Origin of the sequence: Lysobacter enzymogenes (assembly GCF_023617245.1) — a bacterium.
In the GTDB taxonomy this organism is placed as follows: Bacteria; Pseudomonadota; Gammaproteobacteria; order Xanthomonadales; family Xanthomonadaceae; genus Lysobacter; species Lysobacter yananisis.
Genome location: NZ_CP067396.1, coordinates 1,155,653 through 1,180,428, shown reverse-complemented (window position 1 = coordinate 1,180,428; position 24,776 = coordinate 1,155,653). Strand labels below are relative to the sequence as shown.

The 24,776-nt window shown below is 70.1% G+C and carries 20 protein-coding genes; 5 read left to right on the top strand and 15 right to left on the bottom strand.

Annotated elements, in window-relative coordinates; translation table 11 throughout:
- Nucleotides 1-281 precede the first annotated feature (281 nt).
- On the bottom strand, nucleotides 282-914 hold the full coding sequence (locus tag JHW41_RS05100) for a CoA transferase subunit B (protein ID WP_057948883.1): 633 nt from the start codon (nucleotides 912-914) through the stop codon (nucleotides 282-284).
- Nucleotides 915-945: 31 nt separating this feature from the next.
- Nucleotides 946-1,662, bottom strand: a complete 717-nt coding sequence (locus JHW41_RS05095) for a CoA transferase subunit A (RefSeq protein ID WP_250449239.1) — start codon at nucleotides 1,660-1,662, stop codon at nucleotides 946-948.
- Nucleotides 1,663-1,790: 128 nt separating this feature from the next.
- Here JHW41_RS05095 and JHW41_RS05090 point away from each other — a divergent pair, with 128 nt between their 5' ends.
- On the top strand, nucleotides 1,791-2,702 hold the full coding sequence (locus tag JHW41_RS05090) for an ATP-grasp domain-containing protein (protein WP_057948885.1): 912 nt from the start codon (nucleotides 1,791-1,793) through the stop codon (nucleotides 2,700-2,702).
- 196 nt (nucleotides 2,703-2,898) lie between these two features.
- Here JHW41_RS05090 and JHW41_RS05085 read toward each other — a convergent pair whose 3' ends face one another.
- On the bottom strand, nucleotides 2,899-4,311 hold the full coding sequence (locus JHW41_RS05085; protein WP_057948886.1) for a mannose-1-phosphate guanylyltransferase/mannose-6-phosphate isomerase: 1,413 nt from the start codon (nucleotides 4,309-4,311) through the stop codon (nucleotides 2,899-2,901).
- A gap of 176 nt (nucleotides 4,312-4,487) precedes the next feature.
- Between JHW41_RS05085 and JHW41_RS05080 the strand changes: the two genes are divergently transcribed.
- Nucleotides 4,488-5,348 carry a D-hexose-6-phosphate mutarotase gene (locus JHW41_RS05080; RefSeq protein WP_250449238.1) on the top strand — a complete coding sequence of 287 codons (861 nt, stop codon included), beginning with the start codon at nucleotides 4,488-4,490 and terminating at the stop codon, nucleotides 5,346-5,348.
- A gap of 49 nt (nucleotides 5,349-5,397) precedes the next feature.
- On the opposite strand, the gene JHW41_RS05075 is transcribed toward JHW41_RS05080, so the two are convergent.
- The gene (locus tag JHW41_RS05075) at nucleotides 5,398-5,994 is read right to left on the bottom strand and encodes a hypothetical protein (RefSeq protein WP_250449237.1); all 597 of its coding nucleotides are present in this window, start codon (nucleotides 5,992-5,994) and stop codon (nucleotides 5,398-5,400) included.
- A gap of 462 nt (nucleotides 5,995-6,456) precedes the next feature.
- Here JHW41_RS05075 and JHW41_RS05070 point away from each other — a divergent pair, with 462 nt between their 5' ends.
- Entirely contained in the window at nucleotides 6,457-7,203 is a 747-nt protein-coding gene (locus JHW41_RS05070) for an electron transfer flavoprotein subunit beta/FixA family protein (RefSeq protein WP_250449236.1), read from the top strand.
- Between the two features lie 115 nt (nucleotides 7,204-7,318).
- Nucleotides 7,319-8,260 carry an electron transfer flavoprotein subunit alpha/FixB family protein gene (locus JHW41_RS05065; protein ID WP_250449235.1) on the top strand — a complete coding sequence of 314 codons (942 nt, stop codon included), beginning with the start codon at nucleotides 7,319-7,321 and terminating at the stop codon, nucleotides 8,258-8,260.
- Between the two features lie 84 nt (nucleotides 8,261-8,344).
- Here the strand turns inward: JHW41_RS05065 and JHW41_RS05060 are convergent, their stop codons facing one another.
- The 4 genes from JHW41_RS05060 to JHW41_RS05045 form a co-directional block, all read right to left on the bottom strand.
- On the bottom strand, nucleotides 8,345-9,115 hold the full coding sequence (locus JHW41_RS05060) for a PIG-L deacetylase family protein (protein ID WP_250449234.1): 771 nt from the start codon (nucleotides 9,113-9,115) through the stop codon (nucleotides 8,345-8,347).
- Nucleotides 9,105-9,953: a GNAT family N-acetyltransferase gene (locus tag JHW41_RS05055; RefSeq protein WP_250449233.1), complete on the bottom strand. Its 849-nt coding sequence runs from the start codon at nucleotides 9,951-9,953 to the stop codon at nucleotides 9,105-9,107. The genes JHW41_RS05060 and JHW41_RS05055 overlap by 11 nt, the downstream gene beginning before the upstream one ends.
- A 140-nt stretch (nucleotides 9,954-10,093) precedes the next feature.
- Nucleotides 10,094-11,116 (bottom strand): glycosyltransferase family 2 protein, encoded by a 1,023-nt coding sequence (locus JHW41_RS05050; RefSeq protein WP_057948893.1) that lies wholly within the window; start codon nucleotides 11,114-11,116, stop codon nucleotides 10,094-10,096.
- Between the two features lie 171 nt (nucleotides 11,117-11,287).
- A complete protein-coding gene (locus JHW41_RS05045) occupies nucleotides 11,288-13,027 on the bottom strand; it encodes a glycosyltransferase family 39 protein (protein ID WP_250449232.1) in 1,740 nt (579 codons plus the stop codon).
- A 124-nt stretch (nucleotides 13,028-13,151) separates the two neighbouring features.
- Between JHW41_RS05045 and JHW41_RS05040 the strand changes: the two genes are divergently transcribed.
- Entirely contained in the window at nucleotides 13,152-13,691 is a 540-nt protein-coding gene (locus JHW41_RS05040; RefSeq protein ID WP_250449231.1) for a hypothetical protein, read from the top strand.
- 24 nt (nucleotides 13,692-13,715) lie between these two features.
- Here JHW41_RS05040 and JHW41_RS05035 read toward each other — a convergent pair whose 3' ends face one another.
- From JHW41_RS05035 to JHW41_RS05005, 7 genes are all read right to left on the bottom strand, one after another.
- On the bottom strand, nucleotides 13,716-15,293 hold the full coding sequence (locus tag JHW41_RS05035) for a class I SAM-dependent methyltransferase (protein ID WP_250449230.1): 1,578 nt from the start codon (nucleotides 15,291-15,293) through the stop codon (nucleotides 13,716-13,718).
- On the bottom strand, nucleotides 15,244-19,359 hold the full coding sequence (locus JHW41_RS05030) for a glycosyltransferase family 4 protein (protein ID WP_250449229.1): 4,116 nt from the start codon (nucleotides 19,357-19,359) through the stop codon (nucleotides 15,244-15,246). Before JHW41_RS05030 ends, JHW41_RS05035 begins: the two co-directional genes overlap by 50 nt.
- A gap of 72 nt (nucleotides 19,360-19,431) precedes the next feature.
- The gene (locus JHW41_RS05025; protein ID WP_057948898.1) at nucleotides 19,432-20,406 is read right to left on the bottom strand and encodes a GDP-mannose 4,6-dehydratase; all 975 of its coding nucleotides are present in this window, start codon (nucleotides 20,404-20,406) and stop codon (nucleotides 19,432-19,434) included.
- On the bottom strand, nucleotides 20,403-21,338 hold the full coding sequence (locus JHW41_RS05020; protein ID WP_057948899.1) for a GDP-mannose 4,6-dehydratase: 936 nt from the start codon (nucleotides 21,336-21,338) through the stop codon (nucleotides 20,403-20,405). Before JHW41_RS05020 ends, JHW41_RS05025 begins: the two co-directional genes overlap by 4 nt.
- On the bottom strand, nucleotides 21,335-22,735 hold the full coding sequence (locus JHW41_RS05015; RefSeq protein WP_250449228.1) for a methyltransferase domain-containing protein: 1,401 nt from the start codon (nucleotides 22,733-22,735) through the stop codon (nucleotides 21,335-21,337). The genes JHW41_RS05020 and JHW41_RS05015 overlap by 4 nt, the downstream gene beginning before the upstream one ends.
- Nucleotides 22,732-23,988, bottom strand: a complete 1,257-nt coding sequence (locus JHW41_RS05010) for an ABC transporter ATP-binding protein (protein WP_198944554.1) — start codon at nucleotides 23,986-23,988, stop codon at nucleotides 22,732-22,734. The genes JHW41_RS05015 and JHW41_RS05010 overlap by 4 nt, the downstream gene beginning before the upstream one ends.
- Nucleotides 23,985-24,776, bottom strand: coding sequence for an ABC transporter permease (locus JHW41_RS05005; protein ID WP_057948901.1), 792 nt, complete (start codon nucleotides 24,774-24,776; stop codon nucleotides 23,985-23,987). Before JHW41_RS05005 ends, JHW41_RS05010 begins: the two co-directional genes overlap by 4 nt.

Genomic DNA, 24,776 nt, shown 5'->3' with positions numbered 1-24,776 from the left:
TCACGCAAGCGAAGCAATCCACTATTGCGCACAGTTTTCGCATGCGGCGGCGGCAACGCCGGCGATCGGCCGCTGTTCAGCGCCGCGGTTTCCCGATTCAGGCGCCCGGGCGCTTGCCGGCGCGGACGTGAACCGCCGGTCCCGGGCCGATCCTGGGCCGGCCCCGCGTCGGCCGATCGCCGGCCGACCGCCCCCGCCCGGCGCCCGCGGCGCGACCGGCGCCGCAAACGCAGAAGCCGCCTCGCGGCGGCTTCTGCATCGGTCCGGCGGCGCGGCCCGGGTCAGGCCTTGCGCAGCGGCACGCCGGTCTTTTCCCGCAGTTCGTCCTCGCCGACGCCCGGCGCGGTCTCCACCAGCACCAGCCCGTCGGCGGTCACGTCCATGACCGCCAGTTCGGTGATGATGCGGTTCACCACGCCCAGGCCGGTCAGCGGCAGGGTGCACTCGGGCAGGATCTTGTGCTCGCCGTTCTTGGCGGTGTGCTCCATCAGCACCACCACGCGCTTGACCCCGGCGACCAGATCCATCGCGCCGCCCATGCCCTTGACCATCTTGCCGGGCACCATCCAGTTGGCGAGGTCGCCCTGGTGGGTGACCTGCATGGCGCCGAGGATGGCCAGGTCGATGTGGCCGCCGCGGATCATCGCGAAGCTGTCGTGGCTGCCGAAGTAGCTGGCGCCGGCGCGCGCGGTGACGGTCTGCTTGCCGGCGTTGATCAGGTCGGCATCGACTTCGTCTTCGGTCGGGAACGGGCCGATGCCGAGCAGGCCGTTCTCGGACTGCAGCCACACGTCCATGCCGTCGGGAATGAAGTTGGCCACCAGGGTCGGCAGGCCGATGCCGAGATTGACGTAGGCGCCGTCGGTGAGTTCCTGCGCGGCGCGCTGCGCCATTTCGTCGCGGGTCCAGGGCATTTCGAATTCCTCAAAGAAAGGGGCGGCGGCCTCAGGCGCGCACGGTGCGCTGCTCGATGCGCTTCTCGGGCGTGGCGTTGACCACGATGCGGTCGACGTAGATGCCCGGCAGGTGCACCTGGTCCGGATCGAGCTGGCCGATCTCGACCAGTTCCTCGACCTCGACGATGCAGACCTTGCCGGCCATCGCGCAGGCCGGATTGAAGTTGCGCGCGGTCTTGCGGAACACCAGGTTGCCGGCCTTGTCGGCCTTCCACGCCTTGACCAGCGACACGTCGGCCTTGAGCGCGGTTTCCATCACGTAGTGGTGGCCGTCGAACTCGCGCGTTTCCTTGCCTTCGGCCACCACCGTGCCGTAGCCGGTGCGGGTGAAGAACGCCGGGATGCCGGCGCCGCCGGCGCGCAGGCGCTCGGCCAGGGTGCCTTGCGGGTTGAATTCCAGCTCCAGTTCGCCGGACAGGAACTGGCGCTCGAACTCCTTGTTCTCGCCGACGTAGGACGAAATCATCTTCTTGATCTGGCGCGTTTCCAGCAGCAGGCCCAGGCCGAAACCGTCGACGCCGGCGTTGTTGGAGATCGCGGTCAGGCCCTTGGCGCCGCTGTCGCGCAGCGCGCCGATCAGCGCCTCGGGAATGCCGCACAGGCCGAAGCCGCCGACCGCGAGGATCTGGCCGTCGGCGACGACGCCCTGCAGCGCGTCGTGTGCGTTGGGATACAACTTGCTCTTGGCGGCGACCGCGTCGGCCATGGGACAGCTCCTGTGAGGGATGCGCCCAGTTTAGCGCGCGGCCGCGCGCGGCAGCAGCGGACTTTCGGGCAATGCCCGCACAGCGCAACGGCTGTGCCTGGATTGCAGGCGAAGGCTAGACTTGCGGCATGAGCCGACTCGCCCTGGTCACCGCCATCGCCAGCGCCGGACAGGACGACGACCTGTCGCCGCTGCTCGCCGCCTGCCTCGCCCGCGGCCTGCGCGCCGAGATCCGCGCCTGGGACGACCCCAGCGTGGCCTGGGCCCGATACGACGCCGTATTGCTGCGCTCGCCGTGGGACTACAGCGCCCGCTACGGCGAGTTCCTGGCGTGGTGCGAGCGCGTCGACGCCGCCAGCCGCCTGCTCAATCCGTGGCCGGTGCTGCGCTGGAACAGCGACAAGCGCTACCTCGCCGACCTCGCCGCGCGCGGCGTGCCGGTGGTGCCGACCGCCTTCGTCGGCGCCGACGGCGATCCGCTGCCGGCGTTGCAGGAGTTCCTGGCCGCGCACGCCGACGCCGAGGAGTTCGTGGTCAAGCCGACCGTCAGCGCCGGCTCGCGCGACACCCAGCGCTATGCGCGCGCGCAGGAGTTCGCCGCCGCCAACCACCTGGCGCGACTGCTCGACGAAGGCCGCGACGCGATGCTGCAACCCTATCTGGCCGCGGTGGACCGCGACGGCGAGACCGCGCTGATCCACTTCAACGGCGGTTTCAGCCACGCCATCCGCAAGGGCGCGATGCTGCAGCGCGAGGACGCGCTGAACCTGCGCGCGGTCGAACGCATCGCCGCGCGCGAGGCCGGCGAGGACGAGCGCACCGTCGCCCTGCACGCGCTCAACGCGGCCAGCGCGCGGCTGGACCTGGAAGAACCGCTGGCCTATGCGCGGGTCGACCTGATCCGCGATGCGCAGGGACGGCCGCAGGTGCTGGAACTGGAGCTGTGCGAACCGTCGTTGTTCTTCGCCCACGCGCCGGGCAGCGCGGAGCGGTTCGCGCAGGTGCTGGACGAACTGCTGGCGACGTCGGGCGCCGGCTAAGTTTCGATGCCTTCCTGTAGGAGCGACGCAAGTCGCGACCGCGACAGCGCAACTGCGGCGACAGTTGCGGCGTAGTTGCGTTGTCGCGGTCGCGGCTCGCGCCGCTCCTACAGGTAGATCGCGCAGATTCCCGCGCCGTAAAAAGCGAAGACCGGCCTCGGCCGGTCTTCGCAATGCATCGAAAACCGACGAAGGCTTACGAACGGCCGTACACGTCCTCGAGCCGGACGATGTCGTCCTCGCCCAGGTAGCTGCCGGACTGCACTTCGATCAGCTCGACCGGCTCGGTGCCGCGGTTGCGCAGGCGGTGCACGCTGCCCAGCGGGATGTAGGTGCTCTGGTTCTCGCGCAGTTCGAACACCTTGTCGTCGCAGGTGACCTCGGCCACGCCCGACACCACGATCCAGTGCTCGGCGCGCTTGTGGTGCTTCTGCAGGCTCAGCACGCCGCCGGGCTTGACCTCGATGCGCTTGACCTGGAAACGCTCGCCCATGTCGATGGAGTCGTAATTGCCCCACGGCCGGTAGACCTTGCGGTGGAACAGGTGTTCCTGGCGGCCGGCCTGCTTGAGCTTGTCGACGATCGTCTTGACATCCTGCACCCGGTCCTTGCGCGCGACCAGGGTCGCATCGGGCGTATCGACGATGACCAGGTCTTCCACGCCGATGGTCGCGATCATGCGCCGGTCGGAGGCGCGCACCAGGCTGTCGCGGGTGTCGACCGAGATCACGTCGCCCTCGTAGCGGTTGCCGTCGGCGTCGCGCTCGGCCACCGCCCACAGCGACGACCACGAGCCGATGTCGCTCCAGCCGCAGCTGACCGGCACCACCGCGGCGCGCGCGGTCTTTTCCATCACCGCGTAGTCGATGGAATCGTTCGGGCTGGCGGCGAATTCGTCCTTGCCGACGCGGATGAAGTCGAGGTCGCGGTTGGCCTTGGCGTAGGCGGCGCGCGCGGCGGCGAGGATCGCCGGCGCCAGCGCCTGCAGTTCGTCCAGGTAGCGCTGGGCCTTGAACAGGAACATGCCCGAGTTCCAGGCATAGGTGCCGGCGGCGAGATAGCTCTCGGCGGTCGCCAGATCGGGCTTCTCGACGAAGCGGTCGACCTTGAACCCGCCCTCGCCGAGCGCGTCGCCGCGGGCGATGTAGCCGTAGCCGGTTTCCGGATAGTCCGGGGTGATGCCGAAGGTGACCAGCCAGTCCTGCTCGGCCAGCACCGCGGCGCGCGCGACCGCGTCGCGGAAGGCGTCGACGTCTTCGATCAGGTGGTCGGCCGGCAGCACCAGCATGGTCGCCGCCGGGTCCTCGGCCACCAGGTGCAGCGCGGCCAGGGCGATCGCCGGGGCGGTGTTGCGCGCGCTGGGTTCCAGCACGATGGCGCCGTTGGCCACGCCGATGCCTTGCAGCTGTTCGCCGACCATGAAGCGGTGGTCTTCGGCGCAGACGGTGACCGGGGCGCCGGTGTCCGGCAGCGCGTTGGCGCGCAGCAGGGTTTCCTGGAACAGCGAATGGTCGCCGATCAGCGACAGGAACTGCTTAGGCTGATTCTGGCGCGACAGCGGCCACAGGCGAGAGCCGCTGCCTCCGCTCAATACGACGGGGTGAAGCATCCTGGCTCCAGATTTCGGAACGGAAAGGGGCGCCAAGGATAGCCGAAGCCCCGTTCTCCCCGGCTTCACGACCGCTAAACCGCACCTGTCGAGCGCCCGTTACTATGACCGGCGTGCCAGCTTGGCGCGGCCCGCGCCGCCATGCTGGCGAATTTCGCCTCCCCATGGACGGAACGATGAACGCGCCTGCCCTGCCCGCCCCCTTGATCCTGAACGGCCCCGGCGACGCCCGGGTCGAAGCCAGCGCCTTCGGCGCCCACCTGCTGTCCTGGCACTGCCGCGGCCAGGAGCGCCTGTACCTGAGCCCGAACGCCGGCTTCGGCGCCGGCAAGGCGATCCGCGGCGGCGTGCCGGTGATCTTTCCGCAGTTCGGCGAGCGCGGCGACGGCCCGCGCCACGGCTTCGCCCGCACCCTGACCTGGGAGGCCGAATCGGCCGATCCGGCCGATCCGCAGGCCGCGCGCCTGTCGTTCCGCCTGGCCGACCGCGAGGAAACCCGCCGCCACTGGCCGCACCGCTTCGAGGCCGGCCTGGACATCGAGCCCGGCGCCGACCGCCTGCGCATCGCCCTGAGCGTGCGCAACCGCGACCGCAACGCGTTCGAATTCAGCGCCGCCCTGCACACCTACCTGGCCGTGAGCGACATCGCCACGACCCTGGTCCACGGCCTGGAAGACCGGCCCTACCTCGACAGCGCCCAGGCCGGCGCGGCCTGCCCGCCCAGCGACGCGCCGGTGCGCTTCGACGGCGAGGTCGACCGCATCTACGCCGACACCCGCCGCCCGCTGCGCATCACCGACGGCGAGCAGATGCTGCGCTGCGAAGCCGAGGGCTTCGCCGACACCGTGGTGTGGAATCCCGGCGAAGCGCTCGCCGCCGGCATGGCCGACCTGGCGCCCGGCGGCCATCGCCGCTTCGTCTGCGTGGAGGCCGCGCAGGTGCTGCAGCCGGTGCGGCTGGAGCCGGGCGAGGCCTGGACCGGCGCGCAGATCCTGATCCTGGAGGGCTCGGCCGCGCAGTACCGGATCGGCGGCTGAGCGTGTCCGGCGACGGCCGGGCGCGGCCCGGCCGCGCCGCGCGGCGCGTTCAGCCGCAGCGGTAGCTGACGTCGGCCACGCTGTTGCGGAACGGATCGGTGAGGTCGTCGGAATACTCGCCCAGCAGCAACCGCTGGCGCGGCAGCAGGTTGCCGCGGAAGAACCGGCTGAAGCCGACCAGGCCGCGGCCGCGCTCGGTCAGGCGCACGCAGTCCTCGACGACTTCGATCGTGCCCGACTGCAGTTGCTCGGTCAGGCGCACGTCGATCAGGCGGTGCTCGACCATGTACTCCTGGGTCACCACGTGGTGCAGGCGGTCGACGTGGATGCCGCCGCCGCGCTGGTGGATCTTCTCCAGCAGGTAGAACGACAGCGAGCGGTCGATCACCGTCGGCACCGAGATCGCGAAGGCGTAGCCGCCGAGCATCCACAGGCACAGCATCTGCACTTTCTCGAAGCGGCTGAACTCGGCGAAGGCCTTCAGCGCGAACAGCCCGCCGCCGACGATCGCCGCGGCCAGGGCCGCGTCCAGGACCGCGCTGTACAGCACCACGTCGACCTTGCCGTAGCGCACGTGCGCGGCGTAGACCGCCAGCAGTACGAGCACGAACGCGAACGTCGCCGCCAACGCCTTGAGGTACTTCATCGCCAGCCTTCTCCTTAGCCGTGCCTGTGCGGGGCTGCCCGTCGGGGCGCGCCTGTCGGGGTATGAACGCAATACGGGCCCGGGCGCGGACCGGATGCGGCCAGGACCGCGGCCGCGGCGCACTGTGCCGGGTCGGTCCGCCGGCTTGCCCCCGCCGGCGCTCGCGATCCCCTCGCGCAGCACCGCGCGCCACGATAGCAGCGCCGGCGGCCGCGACGCTCGCCGCCCGTCCGCCGGGGTCGCGCGCCGGAGCCGCGCCAGAGCCGGGCTGCGACCGGCGCCCGTTGCGGGCGTGTCCGCGGTCGCGCCGGGAGCCGGCGCGGGCCGCCCGCGCCGCGCTCGCCCGGCCCCGGGCCCGACGGGGGCCGGACCGGCCGACCTGCGTCGGCTGGCCGTCTCCGCTAGAATCGAGGGCTGTCGGCCGCTCCCGGCCGGACACCCCCCACAAGGAAATCCCGCACGATGAAGATCCTCGTCGGCTACAAGCGCGTGGTGGACTACAACGTCCGCATCCAGGTCAAGCCGGACGGTTCCGGCGTGGTCACCGACGGCGTCAAGCTGTCGGCCAATCCGTTCGACGAAATCGCCCTCGAAGAAGCCCTGCGCCTGCGCGACAAGGGCATCGCGACCGAAGTCGTGGTCGCCACCATCGCCCCCGCCGACGCCCAGGCGCACCTGCGCAACGGCCTGGCGATGGGCGCCAACCGCGCCATCCACGTGGTCAGCGACCAGCCGATCCAGCCGCTGACCGCCGCGCGCACCCTGCTCAAGCTGATCGAGAAGGAACAGCCGGACATCGTCATCCTCGGCAAGCAGGCCATCGACGACGACGCCAACCAGACCGGCCAGATGCTCGCCACGCTGTGGGGCCGCCCGCAGGCCACCTTCGCCTCCAAGCTCGACGTCGAAGCCGGCAAGGCCACGGTCACGCGCGAAGTCGACGCCGGCCTGGAAACCCTGGAAGTCGACCTGCCGGCGGTGGTCACCACCGACCTGCGCCTCAACGAGCCGCGCTTCATCAAGCTGCCGGACATCATGAAGGCCAAGAGCAAGCCGCTGGAAACGATCCAGTTCGCCGACCTCGGCGTCGACGCCGGCGACACGCTCAAGACCACCCATTACGCGCCGCCGCCGAAGCGCAGCAAGGGCGTGATGGTCAAGGACGCGGCCGAACTGGTCGCCGCACTGAAGCAGAAGGGGTTGCTGTAAAGCCCCTTGAGTCAAGGGGCTGCCGCGTCCCGCGCAGCGGGATGCGGCGGGGTTATGGAAGCATGACCTCCTGCAGCCGAAGCCACTCATCTTCAAATTTGGGAAATATTCTTCAATGAGCAAGGTTTTGATCGTCGCCGAACATCTCGAAGGCAAGCTCAACGCGTCGACCGCCAAGTGCGTGTCGGCCGCGCAGGCGCTCAAGCCCGAATCCATCGACATCGTCGTGCTCGCCGCCGATCCGGCCGGCGTCGCCGCGCAGGCCGCGCAGATCGCCGGCGTGAACAAGGTGCTGGCCGTCGCCAACGCCGCCAACGCCAACGCCATCGCCCAGGTGCAGGCGCCGCAGGTCGCCGCGCTGGCGAAGGGCTACAGCCACGTGTTCGGCCCCTCGACCACCTTCGGCAAGGACCTGATGCCGTGCGTGGCCGCGCTGCTGGGCGTGGCCCAGGTCTCGGACGTGATGGCGGTCGAAAGCAGCCACACCTTCAAGCGCCCGATCTACGCCGGCAACGCCATCGTCACCGTCGAGGCCCCGGCCGACCACGCCGTGGTCGCGACCGTGCGCACCGCGTCGTGGCCGGAAGCGGCCGGCGGTGGCAGCGCCGCGGTCGAAGCCGCGTCGGTCGACGCCGCCCTGCCGAGCCACACCCGCTATGTCGGGCTGGCCGCCGGCAAGTCCGACCGTCCCGACCTGCAGAGCGCCAAGCGCGTGGTCTCCGGCGGCCGCGGCGTCGGCTCGCAGGAAAACTTCAAGATCATCTACGACTTCGCCGACAAGCTCGGCGCGGCGGTCGGCGCCTCGCGCGCCGCGGTCGACGCCGGCTACGTCCCGAACGAACTGCAGGTCGGCCAGACCGGCAAGATCATCGCCCCGGAGCTGTACGTCGCCGTCGGCATCAGCGGCGCGATCCAGCACCTGACCGGCATCAAGGACGCCGGCACCATCGTCGCGATCAACAAGGACGGCGAAGCGCCGATCTTCGAGATCGCCGACATCGGCCTGGTCGGCGATCTGTTCAAGCTGCTGCCGGAACTGGAAACCGCGCTGGGCTAAGCGGCGCTGGGATAAGCGGCGCTGGAATAGGCGCTGGCGACGGGCGTCCGCAACGGCCGCCCGTCGCGACCGCGCCGGCGCGTCTCAGGCCTGCCGGTGCGCGGCGGTCGCCGCGGCGAACTCGGCCCAACTCGGGCCGCCGCGGCGCTCGTACAACATCGCCCCTGGGTGCGGCCGCTGCGCGGTGCGGCGCGGATCGACCGGCTGGCGCCGGAACGCATCGGCGCCGAGCATGCGCCACAGATAGAACGGCAACAGGCCGACGAAACTCTTCCACTGCGAACGGTACGCCAGGCACGCCGCGGCGTAGCGCAGGCGCTCGCCCAGCGTCGTCGGCAGGACCTCGCTCGCGCCGTTGTCCGGCAGCGGCGAGAGCACCTTGAACCACGGGCCGCGCAGGCCTTCGCCGTGGTACAGCGAGAACTGCCACATGCGCGCGCCGCGCGCCTGCGCCACGGCGATGCCGACCAGGTGTCCGGCGTCGTGATCGTGATGGCCGCCTTCCCAGGCCGGCATCAACACCTCGCCGCCGCGCACCGAGCCGAAACGCTCGAGCGCGCGCGGCACCGCCTCGTCCAGGCGCAGATGCAGGCCGCCGTCGGCGATGCCCCATTGCTCGCCGCAGAAATGCATGCGCGCCGGGTCCATCCCCAACGCCGACAGCACCGCGACGCTTTCGGCGCGGCGGCGGGCCATGTCCTGCCCGCCCCAGCCGCCGTCGGTCAGCCACACCGCATCGACCGCGCGGCCTTCGGCCAACGCGCGGCGCAGCCATGGGAACGCGGCGAATTCGTCGTCGGGGTGTACGAACACCGCCAGCAACGGCGGCGCCTGTGCGGGAACGTCAGAACGCATCGAAGTCCAATTGCCCCAGGCGCACCGAGTCCGCGGCGGGCACCGCCACGCCTTCGGCCAAGGGACGGAAGATCATGTTCAACGGGCTCGGACGCAGGCGCTGCGGAATCTCGAACCACAGCCCCTGCGGACGCCCGCCGCCGGGCCGCAGCCCCAAGTGCAGGCGCATCGCCCACGCCGGCGAGCGCGCCGGCGACGGCATGCCGGCCGGCAGCGCGAGCTCGTCCCAGGCCAGCAGGCCGGGCTTGCCGGTCGCGGCTTCCGCCCCGATCGCGCCCTCGCCCGCGCGCACCAGCCGATAGGCGCGCTGCGGATTGGCGATGCGCCACTCCAGCGCCGCCTGCGACCAGTCGCGACGGAAACCGTCGGCTACGGCGACCGGCGCCGCGCGCTCGATCCGGCCGAAGCCGACGCGCGCATCGAGCGGCCGCACCAGGGCGAAGCCGAGCTTGCGCAGGAAACCCGGCGTCGAATTCGCGTTGGCCACGCCGTACACCGCGCCGATGCCGGCCTGCGCGCCGAGCTGGTAGGTCGCATCGGCCAGGCGGGTGAACAACCCCTTGCCCTGGAAATCCGGGTGGGTCGCGGTGTTGAGCGACAGCATCGTCCGCATCGCGCGTCCGTTCACCACCGCCTGCGCCGGCACGCAGACGTAATGCGCCGCGAGCCGCTCGCCTTCCCAGGCGTCGCAACCGATCACCGCGCCGGCGGGATTGCGCGCATACAGCCATTGCAGGTAGGCGGCGTTGAGATGCCCGGCGCCGGGAAAACAGGCGCGGAACAACGCTTCGTAGCTCGCCAATGCCGCGGCGTCGGTGCCGACCGGACGGATTTCCACGTTCGCTTTCCTCTCGTTACCGGCGCCGCCGCTCAGCCTGCGAGTGTATCGGGGCGCGCGAGGGCCACCTACCCATTGCGCCCATCATGCCGGTCGCGCCCGCGACCGAGCCGAGAAATGCCGCGTCCGCGCGCCGCGCCTCACTCATCGTGCGAAATGCGCTTGATCAAGGGACGCCGGGCCAGCAGCTGCGACAACGGCCGCCGCGGCACCGACGCGATGTCGTAACCGAAGAACGCGAGCAGGAACTGCAGGCCCGAGACCACCGCGACGGTGGCGATCATCACCGTGCCCACCGGCGTGGCGCTTTCGGCCTGGACCGAACGCACCCAGTGCCAACCGCCGAAGCCCAGGCCGAAGCCGAGCAGCAGCACCGCCGCCAGCAGCTCCAGCGAAGCCAGCGACAGGTCGCGCAGGAAGTAGTTGTAGCCCACGCGCTTGCCCAGGTTGCGCGCGTGCTTGAACAGGAATTCGAAGAAGATCTTCGAGGCCTTCAGGCCGCTGGTCTCGTCGCCGTAGCGCGCGTCCATCGGCACGTCGATCACCACCGCGCGCACGGTGTTGAGCCGGAACAGGATGTCGGTCTCGAAGAAATAGCGCTTGCTGATGCTGTTGAACGGCAGCATCGCGGCGACGCGGGCGTGGATCGCGGTGTAGCCGTTGGTCGGGTCGAACACGTCCCAGTAGCCGGTCGACGCCTTGGCCATGAAGCTCAGGCCGAGATTGCCGATGCGCCGCGCCAGCGGCATCTGCCGGATCTGGGCCAGGTCCCAGAAGCGGTTGCCCTTGGTGTAGTCGGCCTCGCCGGCGAGGATCGGCGCGACGAACGCCGGCAGCAGCGCCGGATCCATCTGCCCGTCGCCGTCGATCTTGACGATTACCGTGGCGCCGTCGGCGATGGCCTGCTGGTAGCCGGTGATCATCGCTCCGCCCACGCCCTGGTTGTGCGGATTGCGCAGCACCCGCACGCGCGGGTCGGTGGCGTTGCGCTCGATGAACTCGCCGCTGTTGTCGGGGCAGGCGTCGTCCACGCAGTAGACCGCATCGACCTCCGGGCCGATCGCGGCGAGCACGCCGAGGATGTGCCGCGTCACCTTGTAGCTCGGGATGACCACGGCGATGCCGCTGGTCCAGGAGCATGGGGCGTTCGCGTCGCGAGTCATTCGGAATTCCAGGGCGGCTTGCAGCAGGGGCGGGCCGAAGCGGCGGCCGCCGCCGGCAGGTCGGCCATCTTAGCCGATCGCAACCGGACAGGTACGTAAATCAGGGAGTTAGGGCCGCCAGGCGTCGGCGCCGGGGCGCCAAGGCACCCCGGGCCGCGCGGCGCGGCCGGCCTACTTCGTCGGGGCCGGGGCCGGCTTCGCCGGCTCGGTCGAGGACAACGATATCCCGTCCTCGTTCTCGCGCGGCGTGAGCCCGCACGGCACGCCGATCCCGTGCAGCGCGATCACCGTCGACGGCCCTTCGATCAGGCGGCAGTCGAACTCCTGGCCCGGCTGCAGGTAGATCGCGGTGCCGTCGCCGATCATGTAGAACGCGGAACGGTAGGCGTCCGCGTCGAGCTGCCTGAACAAGGCGAACTGATGGCCCGAGCGCTTGCCCTCGCGGTCGATGCGCTCGCCGTAGCGGTCGATCGCGCCGGGCTGGTTGGCCCCGCGCCGGACCTTGTCGACCTGGGTGCTGTTCCATGCCAGGTACAGCACCATCGCCGCCAGGATCGCCCTGCCGGCATGGCGCGGCCGCAGCACGAACACCGCCAGCGCCGCCCACGCGGCGAGCATGCAGTTGTAGCGGATGAAGCGGTCGTTGAACGCCGACAGGCCGAGCGCGAAATCGGTGTGGTACTGGTAGACCTCGCGCAGCAGCCACCAGTAGCCCGCCGACGACGCCACCAGCACCGTCGCCGCCACCGCCAGGCGCAGACGCAGGCTCCACAGGCGCCATTCCACCGACGCCACCAGCACCGCGTACATCAGCAGCGGCACCAGCGCGAATTCGTAGTAGCGGCCGTGCACGCGGTCCAGGCTCTCGTACATGCCGGTGCCGGCGACCGCGGCGGAGAACACCAGCGTCACCGCGAAGAAGCAGCCGAAGCCGGCCAGCACGAACCACACCGCCGGACGCATCCAGGCGAACTGCGGCTCCAGCGCCTGCGGACGCAGCAGGTTGCGCACCGCGCTGACCGCGACCAGCAGCAGCGGCAGCGACATCAGCGTGGCCAGGAACGCGAAATGGTTGCGCAGCGCCACGATGCCCTTGCTCAGCAGCAGCGCCGGGCTCAGACCGTTCTCGATGACCGAGGACTGCGCGCCGTAGTGGCCGCCGAACGGATTGAGCACCAGCTTGCCGAAGATCGCGCTCTCCAGCGCGACATAGCTGGCCACCGTCGCCGCCGCATACAAGCCCGCCATGGCCAGCGCCGACGCCGACCAGCCCACGCGCCGCGTGCGCGCGTCGTACACGGCCAGCAGCAGCGCGAACGGCGGCAACAGGAACAGGCCGTGCGGCTTGGTCGCGATCAACAGCCCGTGCAGCAACGCCGCCCACAGCAGCAGCGACGCGCGCGGCTGGCGCAGGTACGCGAACAGCATCGACAGCAGGCCCACGTACAACGCCGCAAACAGGCTTTCCGGCATGAAAAAGGCGATGTAGCCGCCGAGCCCCGCCCAGGCGAACGCGATCGCCAGCAGCAGCGCGCCGCGCGGCCGGTACACCTGCGCCGCGATGCGGTACAGCGGCACGATCGCCAGCGCCGTTACCAGCACGTTGAGCAGGCGCGCCTTGACGATCAACTCGCCGCCGCGCGAATGCGCCAGCGAATACAGCAGCGAGAAGAACCAGTTGTTGACCAGCGGCGCCTGCCCGGGCATGACCTCGCGGTGCAGCACCCAGTACGACCACGCCGCATAGCTGTACTCGTCGGCGAACACCATCGGCGGGCCGAGCGCCGCCACGCGCGAAAGCAGCAGGTAGAACGCGGCGACCATCGCCAGGATGCAGGCGGTGGTCGACAACGGCCAGTCGCGTGGCGCGCTCGCGCCGGAGTCCGCCGAAGCCCCCTGGATACTGCTCATTCAAGCCTGCTTTATGCGTAGAATTAACGACTTACTATAGCCAGCGGCCGGCTCCCGGACAAACCGGCGGCGGCCTTGCGCGGTGCCTCGCGGGGTGCGCCTGGCACAGCAGGAGACCGACCCGATGAGCGCACGATCCTCCCTTCCGTCCCCGGCCTGGGCGGCCCGAGCGCGTCCGCTGCGCGCCGGCGCGGCCGCCGCCGCGCTGGCCCTCGCGCTGTGCGCGTGCAAGCCGCCGGACATCCCGGGCCCGGTCGCCGAGACCGAGTACAAGCTCGGCGCGGTGCCGGAGTCGTCGGTCGGCAAGATCAAGCTCAACTATTGGAAGCTGGAAGGCCCGGTCAAGGCCGGCCAGCCGTTCGCCCTGGGCATCAGCATCAGCAACGGCAGCGAAGTCTGGCTCGCCGCCGGCACCGCCGATTCCCTGCGCCTGTCGGCGAGCTGGCTGGAACCCACGACCTATGCCGCGCGCGCGCCGACCGTGACCATCGAGCGCAAGACCGGAGTCGGTTCGGGTGTGTCCGGCGCTGAGCAATTCACCCTGGTCGCGCCGCCGGCCGCCGGCCGCGTGCTGCTGAAGCTGGTGCTGACCGACGCCGACGGCACGTCGCTGGAAGCGGCCGGGGTGGGGCCGCTGCACTACGACCTCACCGTCGATCCCTGAGCCCGCCCGCCGCCGGCGCGGGCCTCAGCCGCGCTTGCGGATCACCTTGCGCATGCCGCGCAGCAGCAGTTCCTCGCGGGTGTAGCCGCGCTCCAGGCAGCGCGCGAAGTTCGGATGCGCCTCGCCGTCGGGATGCGCGCAGCCAGCCCATTCCGACTCGTGCAGGAACTCGGCCCGCGCGCGCACCGAATCGAACGCCGCGCGGTAGTCGGCCAGACGCCGGCGGTTCATCGCGTAGCGGTATTCCTCGGCCTCGCCGTCGCTGCCGCCGGCGCGCTTGAGCGCGGCGACGAATGCGTCGTCGTCGCTGAGCAGGTGCTGCCACGGCTCCGGCACGCGGTACTGGAAGTGGCTGCCGCTGTCGCAGGTCCACATCGGATCGAACTTCATGCAGATCGTCCCGCCGGGCTTGAGCACGCGCAGCATCTCGCTCAGCGCCTTGGCCGGATCGGGAATGTGTTCGAACGCATCGAAGGAGAAGATCGCGTCGAACAAGCCGTCGCGGTAGATCAGGTCCATCGCGTCGACGCGGTGGAACTCCAGCCGCCCGGACGGCAGTTCGTAGCCGTTGCGCTGGGCTTTTTCCTGCAGCAGCTTGACCAGTTCGCCGCCGAAACGCGCGTTCTGGTCGCTGAAGTCGCTGCAGTAGATGCGGCCGACCCGGCCGGCGATCATCGCGCTGTGCGCGCCGGCGCCGCCGCCGACGTCGAGCACCAGCGCATCGGCGGCGGGCAGCGCGCCGCACTGCGCCAGCACTTCGAACGCGTAATCGACTTCGGCGCGGTGGGCGGCGACGTCGCTGGCTTCGTCGTAGCCGCCGGCGGCGACCGCCGGTTCGGCGGCGGATTCGGCGGAGGATTCGGCCGGCTCGGGCGCGGCGTCGATCAGCTCCAGCGCCAGCTCGCGCGGCAGGTAGAACGTGTTGGTGCAGGCGCCGTGGAACTTCGCCATGCCCTCGCCTTCCCAGCGATAAGGCGCGTAATCCAGCCCGTCCAGCAATTCGGTGACGTTGTGCCAGTCGCTGTTCTCGACCAGCAGCGCGGGCCGGCAGCGGCGGATGGTCTCGACCAGCCCGCGCAGGGCCTGCGCTTCGAAACCTTCGACGTCGACCTTGATCAGGTCCGGCTGCAGTTGGAAATCGTCGCCGCGCACGATCGGCACGCGCACCGATTCCAGTTCCAGGCCACCGCGCTCCTGGTACTTCTCGCGCACCCAGGGCTTGTCGAACTGCGCCGGGTCCAGCGACGACTCTTCCAGGTAAACCACGCCGTCCACCGAGGGCACCAGCAAGGTCAGTTCGCCGGGCTCGGCGCCGAGGCCGCAGCGGTGGATCTCGATCGCGCCGTCGGCCAGTCCGGCGATGCGGTCCAGCCCCGGCCACAGCCGCGGGTTGGCTTCGAAGCAGTGGATCGCGACGTCGCCGCCGAGCACGGCGCGCAGGGTCGCCACGGTCTGGCCGCCGTTGGCGCCGACATCCAGCACCGTGCGCAGCGGCCGCATCTGCCGCCCGATCCAGTCCAGGGCCCGGAAATCGGGATCGTGGATGCTCTTGCTATGCAGCTGGTGGAGCACCCTCTCGTGCAGCGCCGAAACGTCGTTCATCCAAAACTCCCGAGACAATGTCCCAAAGCCTGTCTGCCACCCCGTCCCACCCGAAGCCGCGGGCGATGTCGCGTCCCGCCGCGCCGTGCCGGTCGGCCAGGTCGCGATCGTCGATATAACGCTTGAGTTGCGCGGCCAACTCGTCCACCGAGTCGGCCAGATACCCGTTTTCCCCTTCTTCGACCAGCTCGGCGAACGCGGCGGTGGAACCGCGCGCGACCACCGGGCGGCCCGCCATCCACGATTCCAGCAACACGATGCCGAAGCTCTCGCTTTCGCTCATGTTGGCCAGGCAGCGCGCCTGCGACAGCGCGCCGACCACCACCTCGCGCGGCTGCGGGCCATAGTAATACACGCCCTCGCCGGCCAATGGCGCGCCGTCGTCGTCCGGGCCGATCAGCACCACGTCGACGCCGGTGCCGGCCGCGTTCAGGCGCTGGCACGCCTGCACCGTCGCGGCGTAATGCTTGGCCGCGGTCTTGCGCCCCAGCACCAGCACGAACGGGCGCTCGCCGCGGTGCACGCGGGCGAACGCTTCGCGCCCGCGGGCGACGAAGTCGGGAGCGAAGTCGGCCGCGTTCAGGCCGCCGCCGGCGATGCCCACCGAATGCGCGCCGACCTTGTCGAAGAACGCGCGCCGGCTTTCCTCGGGGAACGCCAGCACCCGGTCGGCGGCGGCGAACGCGTCGTAGAAATCGCGCCAGTGGTAGTAGCGGTCTTCCATGTGGAAATGCGGCAGCACGATCGACGGCAGCCCGTGCCGCGCCGCCGTGCGCACGCCCAGCAGCGAGCTGGCGAACGGCACGCCCTGGGCCAGGATCACGTCGTAATCGGCGGCATGCCGATCCAGCCAGCGCTCCATCTCGGCGCTGTGCGGGCCGCGGATCCTGCAGAAGCGGCGGTCGACGTCGCGCGCACGGCGCTTGGCCGCGGCGATCAGTTCGCCGATCCAGCGCTCCGGCGCGGCGCGGCGCGCGCGCTCTTCCATGCCCTCGCCCAGATCGATCGCGGCGGTCTCGCCGTCGGCGCCGACGGCATCGATGGCGGACACGATCACGCCCAGTTCGCGCGCATCGTCCTCGCTGTGCATCAGCGCCGACACGCGCAGCTCGAGCAAGGTGCCGGGACCGGCGAAGGAATGCCGGAACGAGAACCGGCCGGAGACGTTCTTGGCCTCCAGTTCGATGTCGTCCACGCGCACCGACACCCGCACCGGCTGCAAGGCCACGCCGGCGATGCGCACGCCTTCGCTGCCCTCGGGCAGCAGCGCCTGGGCGATCCGCCCGGTCCAGCGCACCACCCGGCCGTCGCTGCGCTCGGGATAGTTCCAGCCGCCGAGCAGGCCCGGGCCGATGTCCACCGCGAGATCGGCGCCGATGCGCAGCGACTCCTGCATCCACGCCGAATTCAGGATCGCGGCCTGGGCGAAGCGGTCCGCCGGCGGCGGATCGGGCCGGAACAGGCGCACCTGTCCCTTCATCGTCGGCACGCCGTCGGCCGCGGTCGGCGGTTCGTAGTCGGCGGAGAAATGCAGGCGGTCGTGGATCGGCCCGACCGCCGGGGCGACCACGTCGATCTCCAGACCCTCGCGCTTTTCCAGCGCGCGCAGCAGGTTGAGCAGGTAGACCTCGGCGCCGCCGCGCGCCGGTTCGCCGAAGCGGTAGGTCAGCACCAGCATCCGGCACGGGCCGTCGCGGCCGATCAGCTGGCGCAGCTCGCGGCGCATGCGCCCGCCGAGCACGCGCCAGTCCAGATGGGTGGCGACGTAGTCCATGGCCTCGGCGGAAATGCGCGCGCTCAGGCCGCGGTCGCCGCAGAGCTTGGGGATCCACTCGGCCATCGCCTCGGGACCGGCCTCGATGTAGTGGGTGCCCGCGCGCAGGCCGCCGAATCCGCGCACGCCGATCGGCGAGGTCAGCAGCGGCAGGCCCGCGGCGAGGAAGTCGGGCACCTTGAGGCTGGAGCCGCCGCCTTCGAACAGCGGATTCACCGCCAGATCGGCCAGCGCGAACAGCGCCTGCTTGTCGGCCAGGCTCAGGAAGCCGAGCAGGGCCACGTTGGGCGGTACCTCGGCCACGTCGATCGCCTCGCACACCGAGCCGACCAGGGCGAAGTTGACCCGCGGATTGCGCGCGGCCAGCTCATCGACGATGAACTGCGCGGCGCGCACGTTCGGCGGATGCGCGCTGCCGACGAACACCGCCAGCGGCGGCTGTTCCGGCCGCTCCTCGCGCGCCAGGCCGTTGCGGTGCACCTGCGGCAGGCGCACGCCGTTCTCCACGGTCAGCACCCGGCGCGCGCCGTAGCGCTCGCGCAGGCGCGCGGCGTCGGCGTCGGACACGCAGAACACCAGGTCGGCGCGCGACGCGACCTCGCGCTCGAGTTGTTCGGCCAGCTCGATCCACTTGTCGCCGTCCTCGCGCGAGGCCAGCAGTTCGCGCTTGAGTTCGGCCTCGACGTTGTGCGAGGAATGCACCACCGGCATCGCCTGCGGCACCAGCGACAGCAGCGGCGCCAGGAAGCAGTGTTCGAAGTCGACCAGATCGGCGCGCGCGAGCTCCTCGCGGAACGCCGCCAGCAGCGCTTCGTTGTCCAGGCAGTGCTTGGCCGCGACCAGATCGGCCACCGACACGCTGTAGCCCTTGAGCGACTTGACGTCCTCGCGGCGGTGCGCGGCGGTCTTGGGGATCGAGCGCTGGATCACGCCCGGGGCGATCGTGCAGCGCTCCTCGCTCTCGCCGTTGTTCAGGCACAGCAGGGTGACGTCGAACTCGCGCCCCAGCTCGGTCAGCAGTTCGTTGATCCGCACCTGGCCGCCGCCGGCGGCGCGGTGGGTTTCGTAGTCGCACACCGCCAGGATGCGCTTGCGCGCGCTGGCGACGGCCGGCGCCGACAGGGTTTGCGCGATCGCCTGCGCGCTGCGCGCGGCGATGGCTTCCCAGGTGTAGCGCGCGCGCGCGAACCCGGCGCCGCGCTCGCCCAGCGCGCGGCTCGCGCCGGCGTCGTCGAGCAGGCCGCGCAACGCGCCGGCGAAGCCGTCGAGTTCGCTGATCGCGGCCTGCGTGCCGGCCTCGATCTCCAGGCCGCGCGCGCCGATCGGCGTGGACAGCACCGGCGCGGCGTGGCCCATGTAATCGAGCATCTTCAGGTTGGTGCCGGCGCCGCTGCGCAGCGGGTTGATCGCCGCGCCGCAGCGCCACAACAGCGCGTCCTTCTCGGCCGCGTCGACGAAGCCCAGCAGCTTCACGTTGGCCGGCACCGGCTTGTCGTAGGCCTTGCAGACCGAGCCCAGCGCATAGAAGGTGACGTCCTTCAGCGCCGGCGCCAGTTCCTCGGCGATGAACGCCAGCGCTTCCACGTTCGGCGGATGCGCGCTGCCCAGGAACAGCGCCGAGCGCTCGCGCGCCGGCGCCGGCTCGGGCGCGGCGACCGGCTCGTAGCCGTTGGGCGCGAGGAAAATGCGCTCGGATGGGAAACCGAACGCGTCGTGGAACTCGACGCGCTCTTCTTCGCTGATCGCCAGCAGCGCCGAGCAGCAGCCCAGCAGGCGCGCTTCCAGCTCGCGCACGAACGCGGCGCCGCGGCGGCCGATTTCGCCCTCGAACATCTGCTCGGCGAGCCGGTACTCGACGTTGTAGGCGTTGTACATGCGCAGCTTGCCGTCGCTGCCGGCGCCGCGGTCGTACGGCAGGGTGAACGGCGACTCGTGCACGACCACGTCGGCCGCGCGCACCAGCTCGCCCATGCGCCGGCCCAGTTCGGTATCGAACTCGCCGGCCAGCGCCAGCGCCAGGCCCGAGCATTCCGGGCCGATGCGTTCGTTGTCGAGCTTCCAGTGGATCTGGTCGGCCTCGCGCGGCTTGGGCACGCGGATCTCGCGGAAGCCCGGCGAGTGCTCGATGGTCTCGGTCTTGGCGTCGGCGTAGGTCGCCGACAGCAGGGTCACGTCGAAGGCTTCGCTGAGATAGCGATACAGCATGTAGTAACGCTGCTCTCCCCCGCTCCGCGGCGGCACGAAGGCCGGGAAGAAGTTGATCGCCAGTAGCTTACGTCGCTTCTCTGCCATTTCCAGTTCCGGTCATTCCTTTAAATCTTTGGATCGCCGCCGGCCCGCCCTCCCCCGAGCCGGCGGTAGCGCTTACCGCGCGCCGAGGCGGCGAAGGTCCGCGTCCACCATCATCGTGATCAGCTGCTGCAGCGAGGTCTTCGGCGCCCATCCCAGCGCGGCCTTGGCCTTGGCCGGGTTGCCGAGCAGGACGTCGACCTCGGCCGGACGGAAGAACTTCTCGTCGATCACCAGGTGCGCGTCCATGTCCAGGCCGACGTGGCCGAAGGCGATCTTGCACATGTCGCGCACGGTGGTGGTCTGGCCGGTGGCGACCACGTAGTCGCCGCCGCGCTCCTGCTGGGTCATCAGCCACATCGCCTCGACGTAGTCGCCGGCGAAGCCCCAGTCGCGTTTGGCGTCGATGTTGCCCAGGCGAAGCTCCTTCTGCAGGCCCAGCTTGATCCGGGCGACGGCGTCGGTGACCTTGCGGGTGACGAACTCGATCCCGCGCAGCGGCGACTCATGGTTGAAGAGGATGCCGCTGGACGCGTGAAGACCGAAGCTTTCCCGGTAGTTGACCGTCGCCCAGTGCGCCATCAGCTTGGCCACGCCGTAGGGGCTGCGGGGGTAGAACGGGGTGGTCTCGTCCTGCATCTCGGCCTGGATCAGGCCGAACATCTCGCTGGTGGAGGCCTGGTAGAAGCGCGCCTGCGGGTTGACGATGCGCACCGCCTCCAGCACGTTCAGGGCGCCGACGCCGTCGACCTGGGCGGTCAGCAGCGGCTGCTGCCAGGACGAGCCGACGAAGCTCTGCGCGCCGAGGTTGTAGACCTCGTCGGCCTTGGAGGTCTGCATCGCCCGGATCAGCGACGACAGGTCGGTCAGGTCGCCGTCGAGCAGGGTCACCTGGTCGGCGATGCCCAGCTCGCGCAGGCGCCACAGGGTGTCGGAGCTGCGCCGCGCCAGGATGCCGTACACGCCGTAGCCCTTGGACAGCAGCAACTGCGAAAGGTAGGCGCCGTCCTGGCCGGTGATGCCGGTGATCAATGCGTTCTTGTTGCTCATGACTGGTTCCGCTGATCGAGAAGAATGTCTTGCAGGGTCTGTTCCATGGGGATGCGCGGCGCCCAACCGGTCGCCTCGCGCAGCGCGCCGGCCGAGCCGACCATCCGCCGCTGCTCGGCGCGGCGCAGCTTGGCCGGGTCCTGGCGGACCTCGACCTGCACGCCTTCGATCCGGCACATCGCTTCGAGCAGGTCGCGCACCTTGCGCTCCACCCCCGAGGCGACCAGGTACAGCTGGCCGGACACGCCGTCGCGCAAGGCCGCGGCGTAGGCGGCGACGATGTCGCGCACGTCGGTGAAATCGCGGGTGGTGTCGATGTCGCCGGCCTCGATCACCGGCGCCTGCCGGCCCTGGGCGATCGCCGCCACCTGGCTGGCCAGCGCCGGCAGCACGAACTGCCGGCCCTGGCCCGGGCCGATATGGTTGAACGGGCGCAGCACGATCGCGTCCAGCCCCTCGCTGCGCTGCCACTGCAGGCACAGCTGCTCGGCGGCGAGCTTGCTGACCGCGTAGGGATTGCGCGGCGCCGGCAGCAGCGCCTCGGTCACCGGCATCTGCGCCTCGGCCACCTGGCCGTACACGTCGCCGGAACTGATGTAGAGCAGGCGCCCGTCGAACCCGGCGCGCTTGAGCGCCTGCAGCAAGTTCAGCGTGCCCAGGGTGTTGATCTCGAAGGTCTCGCGCGGGTCTTCGAACGAGCGCGGCACGAAGCTCTGCGCGGCCAGGTGCAGCACCGCGTGCGGACGCAGTTCCTCGACCGCGCGGTTCACCGCCTCGGCGTCGCGGATGTCCCAGCCCTGGTCGGGAGTGTGGAATTCGTAGTCGCCGAAATCGCCGGCGCGCACCGCCGCCTCGACGTAGCGGCCGACGAATCCGCTGCCGCCGGTCACCAGCAGCCGGCGCGGCGCGTCCGCGGCGTTCGCGCCGCTCATGGACGCCTCGCCACGATGGCGTAGTCCGGAGCGATGTGCATGCTCCACAACATGTCGTTGAGCGACTTGGAGCCCGGCACTTCCGGCGGCAGCAGCGGCGGCGCGTTGAGCGGGCGATGCGCGCTCAGGCGCTCGATGCGCGACTCGGCGAAGCCGCGGTTCTCCACCACCCAGCGCAGCATCGCCGGCGGCAGCGGGTTGAGGTGGGTGGGGTCCATGTAGAAGTAGTGCGAGCCGACCATGATGTTTTCCGGGTTCGGCGTTTCCAGCAGCAGCAGGCCGCCGGGCCGCAGCGCGCGCAGCGCCGCGTCGATCAGCGCCACCACCCGCTCGAACGGCAGGTGCTCGACCAGGTGCATCGAGGTGACGGCACCGAGCGAACCCTCCGGCATCTCGCGCAGCACGTCCACCGCGTCGCCGGCGACCACCTTCAGGCCGGTGCCGGCGCAGCTGTCGACGAAGTCGCGGTTGAGGTCGATGCCGCTGGCCTGCAGGCCATGCTCGGCGAGCAGTTCCAGCCATTCGCCGCGGCCGCAGCCGATGTCGACCACCGGCGCGTCGGCGCCGCCGGCGCCGGCCTCGCGGACCCAGTCCAGGTACGGCTCGATCCGCGCCCGCACCAGCTCGCGCGAGCCGCGGAACTCGTCCTCGAAATCGGCGTAGAGCTTGTCCATGGTCGGCTGGAAGCGCTCGCGCTCGAGTTCGGCGGCGTGCATGCGCTCGAACATCGGCATCATCCGCGCGACGTTGCGCAGCAGTCCGGCCTGCTGGCCGCGCACCTGCTTCAACTCGTCCATCAGCAGATTGACGTGGCGGCCCAGCTCGTGCGCTTCGCGCGCCTGGGTCGCCTCGATCGTGTACTGGCGGTCGAACAGGCTGCCCAGCCGCGCCACTCCGTGCAGCCACGACAGCGCGCGGCCGAACACCGGCTTGCGTTTCCACTGCTGCAGCTTGTACGGCAGCATCAGCCCGTCGATATGGACCTGCTTGGCCATGCCCTCTTCCGACCAACGCAGCGCGCCGAGCACCTCGACCTTGGTGGTGTGGCCCGAGCGCAGCTCGTGCAGGAAGTAATTGAAGCCGTCCGGATCGGGCTCGCGCCGCAACACCACGCGGTAGGCCATCTCGACGAAGCTGGCGTCGGCCGGGCCGAGCAGTTCCGACAGCACGTATTCGCGCTTGACCGGAATCGAATGGGTGACCGAGCGCCAGTGCTGCAGCTCCTCGCCGTCGCCGCCGCGGCGCGCGAACGCGCGATCGAGCTGGCTGCGCATACGTTCGATCGCGCCGTCGGCGCCGGCGACGCCGTCGCTCTCCACCGGAATCGCCTCGCGCAGGCGCGCGGAGACGGCCTGCATGACCGCATCGACGTCCAGCGGGTCCAGGGCCTGGTTCATCGCACCGCCTCCGGTCGCGCCGGCGCCGCGGAAGCGGCCACTTCGATGACGGGCGGAATCCAGGCGGTGCCTACGAACATCGGCTTGTCCAGGTTGGCCACGGTGAACACCAGCGCGAGGTCGCGCCATTGGTAGTTCTTCTGCAAGTGGGTTTCCGCGCCGGTCAGCGCCACCGAGAACGAATAGGTGCCCACGCCGAGATTGGCCGGGAAACGCACCCGGAACTCGACCTCGCTGCCGGCCTGCAGCTGTTCGTTGGCCTGGCCGGTGTGGTGGGTGTTGGTGCCGTACAGCGCCTGTCCCAACCGGTCGCGGATCATGTAGCCGAACACCAGCCGCTCCAGCGTCTGGTGCACGCGCACCCGCGCGCGCAGCGTCACCGGATGGCCGACGCCGACGAACTCGACCGGCGCGCCGCCCTCGTCCAGCAGCTGCAGGTCGACGATCTCCGCTTCGCCGGTGCCCGACTCGGTCGCGACCTTGCCGTCCTTGGACAGTTCGGTCTTGACCGAGCTGTTCTCGCGCTGGGCGATCAGCGCGTTGTAATAGTCGAAGACCTCGTAGGGATCGCTGTCGAGCACGGCCTTGCCGCCGTCGAGCAGGATCGCGCGGTCGCACAGCGCCTGGATCGCCACCGCGTCGTGCGAGACGATCAGCAGCGTGGTGCCGGCGTCGCGGAACTCGTGGATGCGCTTGAAGCACTTGTGCACGAAGTAGGTGTCGCCGACCGACAGCGCCTCGTCGACGATCAGCACGTCCGGCCGCACCGCGGTCGCCACCGCGAACGCGACCCGCATCTGCATGCCGCTGGAATAGGTGCGCACGGCCTGGTCGAAGTATTCGCCGACCTCGGCGAAGTCCTCGATCTGCGGCATCAATTCCTCGATCTTGTCCTGCGGCAGGCCCATCAGGCCGGCGGCGTGGACCACGTTCTGGCGGCCGGTCAGCTCGCCGTTGAAGCCCAGCCCGAGCTCCAGCAGCGCCGACACCCGGCCGTTCACCGACACCCGGCCCGCGCTGGGCTTGGTGGTGCCGGTGATCATCTTCAGCAGGGTGCTCTTGCCGGCGCCGTTCTGGCCGATGATGCCGATCGACTCGCCCTGGTGGACGCTGAAGGACACGTCGCGGATCACCCAGTGCTCGTGCCGCGGCTTGACCGGGATGCCGAACCAACGCGCGAAGCGCTGCAGTTCGCTGGCGTACTCGACGTACGACTTGCCGACCTTCTCCACCACCATCACCGGGCCGCTCACAGCACGTCCACCATTTCCGCCGAGGCGCGGCGGAACAGGAACATCGCGATCGCCAGCAGCACCGCCGCGGTGACCGCCACCATCACCAGGCTCTGCTGCGGCGCGCGCTCGTAGACGATGACGTCGTGGTAGGCCATCGCCAGCGGCGCCACCGGGTTGAACGCCAGCGAGGCCTTGAACCCGGACGGCACGATCTTGATCGGATAGATGATCGGGGTGACCCAGAACCAGAACTGCAGCAGCACCGCCATCACGTGGCCGACGTCGCGCACGAACACGTTCAGCACGCCGACGATCAGGCCCACGCCGGTGGCCAGGGCCACGGTCAGCGCGATCAGCAGCGGCAGCCACAGGTAATGCGAGTTCGGATAGACGCCCAGGATCGGCAGGATCACCATCACCACGCACAGCAGCGCGATGTTGTTGACCAGCGACGAACCGACCGAGATCACCGGCAGGGCGATGCGCGGGAACTGCATCTTCTTGAGCAGGGTGGTGTTGTCGATGAACACGTTCTGCAGGCGCTGCACGATCTCGGCGAACAGCGACCAGCACAGGATGCCCGACATCAGGTAGATGGCGTAGGCGTACTTGCTGTCGACGCCTTCCAGGCGCGCGGCCAGCACGTTGGACAGGATCGTGGCGAAGATGATGACCTGCGCCAGCGGCTGCAGGATGATCCACAAGGCGCCGAAGGTGCTGCGCGAGAAGCGCGCCTTGAACTCGTTCACCACCGACGAGGCGATGAAACCGCGGTAGCGCCAGGCGGCGCCGAACATACCCACCAT

Excerpts from the sequence above, each read along its gene's own strand:
- JHW41_RS05070 (WP_250449236.1), top strand. The coding sequence starts at position 6,457 with ATGAAGATCCTCGTCGGCTACAAGCGCGTGGTGGACTACAACGTCCGC.
- JHW41_RS05085 (WP_057948886.1), bottom strand. The coding sequence starts at position 4,311 with ATGCTTCACCCCGTCGTATTGAGCGGAGGCAGCGGCTCTCGCCTGTGG.
- JHW41_RS05075 (WP_250449237.1), bottom strand. The coding sequence starts at position 5,994 with ATGAAGTACCTCAAGGCGTTGGCGGCGACGTTCGCGTTCGTGCTCGTA.
- JHW41_RS05065 (WP_250449235.1), top strand. The coding sequence starts at position 7,319 with ATGAGCAAGGTTTTGATCGTCGCCGAACATCTCGAAGGCAAGCTCAAC.
- JHW41_RS05100 (WP_057948883.1), bottom strand. The coding sequence starts at position 914 with ATGCCCTGGACCCGCGACGAAATGGCGCAGCGCGCCGCGCAGGAACTC.
- JHW41_RS05095 (WP_250449239.1), bottom strand. The coding sequence starts at position 1,662 with ATGGCCGACGCGGTCGCCGCCAAGAGCAAGTTGTATCCCAACGCACAC.
- JHW41_RS05005 (WP_057948901.1), bottom strand. The coding sequence starts at position 24,776 with ATGGTGGGTATGTTCGGCGCCGCCTGGCGCTACCGCGGTTTCATCGCC.
- JHW41_RS05090 (WP_057948885.1), top strand. The coding sequence starts at position 1,791 with ATGAGCCGACTCGCCCTGGTCACCGCCATCGCCAGCGCCGGACAGGAC.
- JHW41_RS05080 (WP_250449238.1), top strand. The coding sequence starts at position 4,488 with ATGAACGCGCCTGCCCTGCCCGCCCCCTTGATCCTGAACGGCCCCGGC.
- JHW41_RS05050 (WP_057948893.1), bottom strand. The coding sequence starts at position 11,116 with ATGACTCGCGACGCGAACGCCCCATGCTCCTGGACCAGCGGCATCGCC.
- JHW41_RS05035 (WP_250449230.1), bottom strand. The coding sequence starts at position 15,293 with ATGAACGACGTTTCGGCGCTGCACGAGAGGGTGCTCCACCAGCTGCAT.
- JHW41_RS05030 (WP_250449229.1), bottom strand. The coding sequence starts at position 19,359 with ATGGCAGAGAAGCGACGTAAGCTACTGGCGATCAACTTCTTCCCGGCC.
- JHW41_RS05040 (WP_250449231.1), top strand. The coding sequence starts at position 13,152 with ATGAGCGCACGATCCTCCCTTCCGTCCCCGGCCTGGGCGGCCCGAGCG.
- JHW41_RS05045 (WP_250449232.1), bottom strand. The coding sequence starts at position 13,027 with ATGAGCAGTATCCAGGGGGCTTCGGCGGACTCCGGCGCGAGCGCGCCA.
- JHW41_RS05025 (WP_057948898.1), bottom strand. The coding sequence starts at position 20,406 with ATGAGCAACAAGAACGCATTGATCACCGGCATCACCGGCCAGGACGGC.
- JHW41_RS05015 (WP_250449228.1), bottom strand. The coding sequence starts at position 22,735 with ATGAACCAGGCCCTGGACCCGCTGGACGTCGATGCGGTCATGCAGGCC.
- JHW41_RS05020 (WP_057948899.1), bottom strand. The coding sequence starts at position 21,338 with ATGAGCGGCGCGAACGCCGCGGACGCGCCGCGCCGGCTGCTGGTGACC.
- JHW41_RS05060 (WP_250449234.1), bottom strand. The coding sequence starts at position 9,115 with ATGCGTTCTGACGTTCCCGCACAGGCGCCGCCGTTGCTGGCGGTGTTC.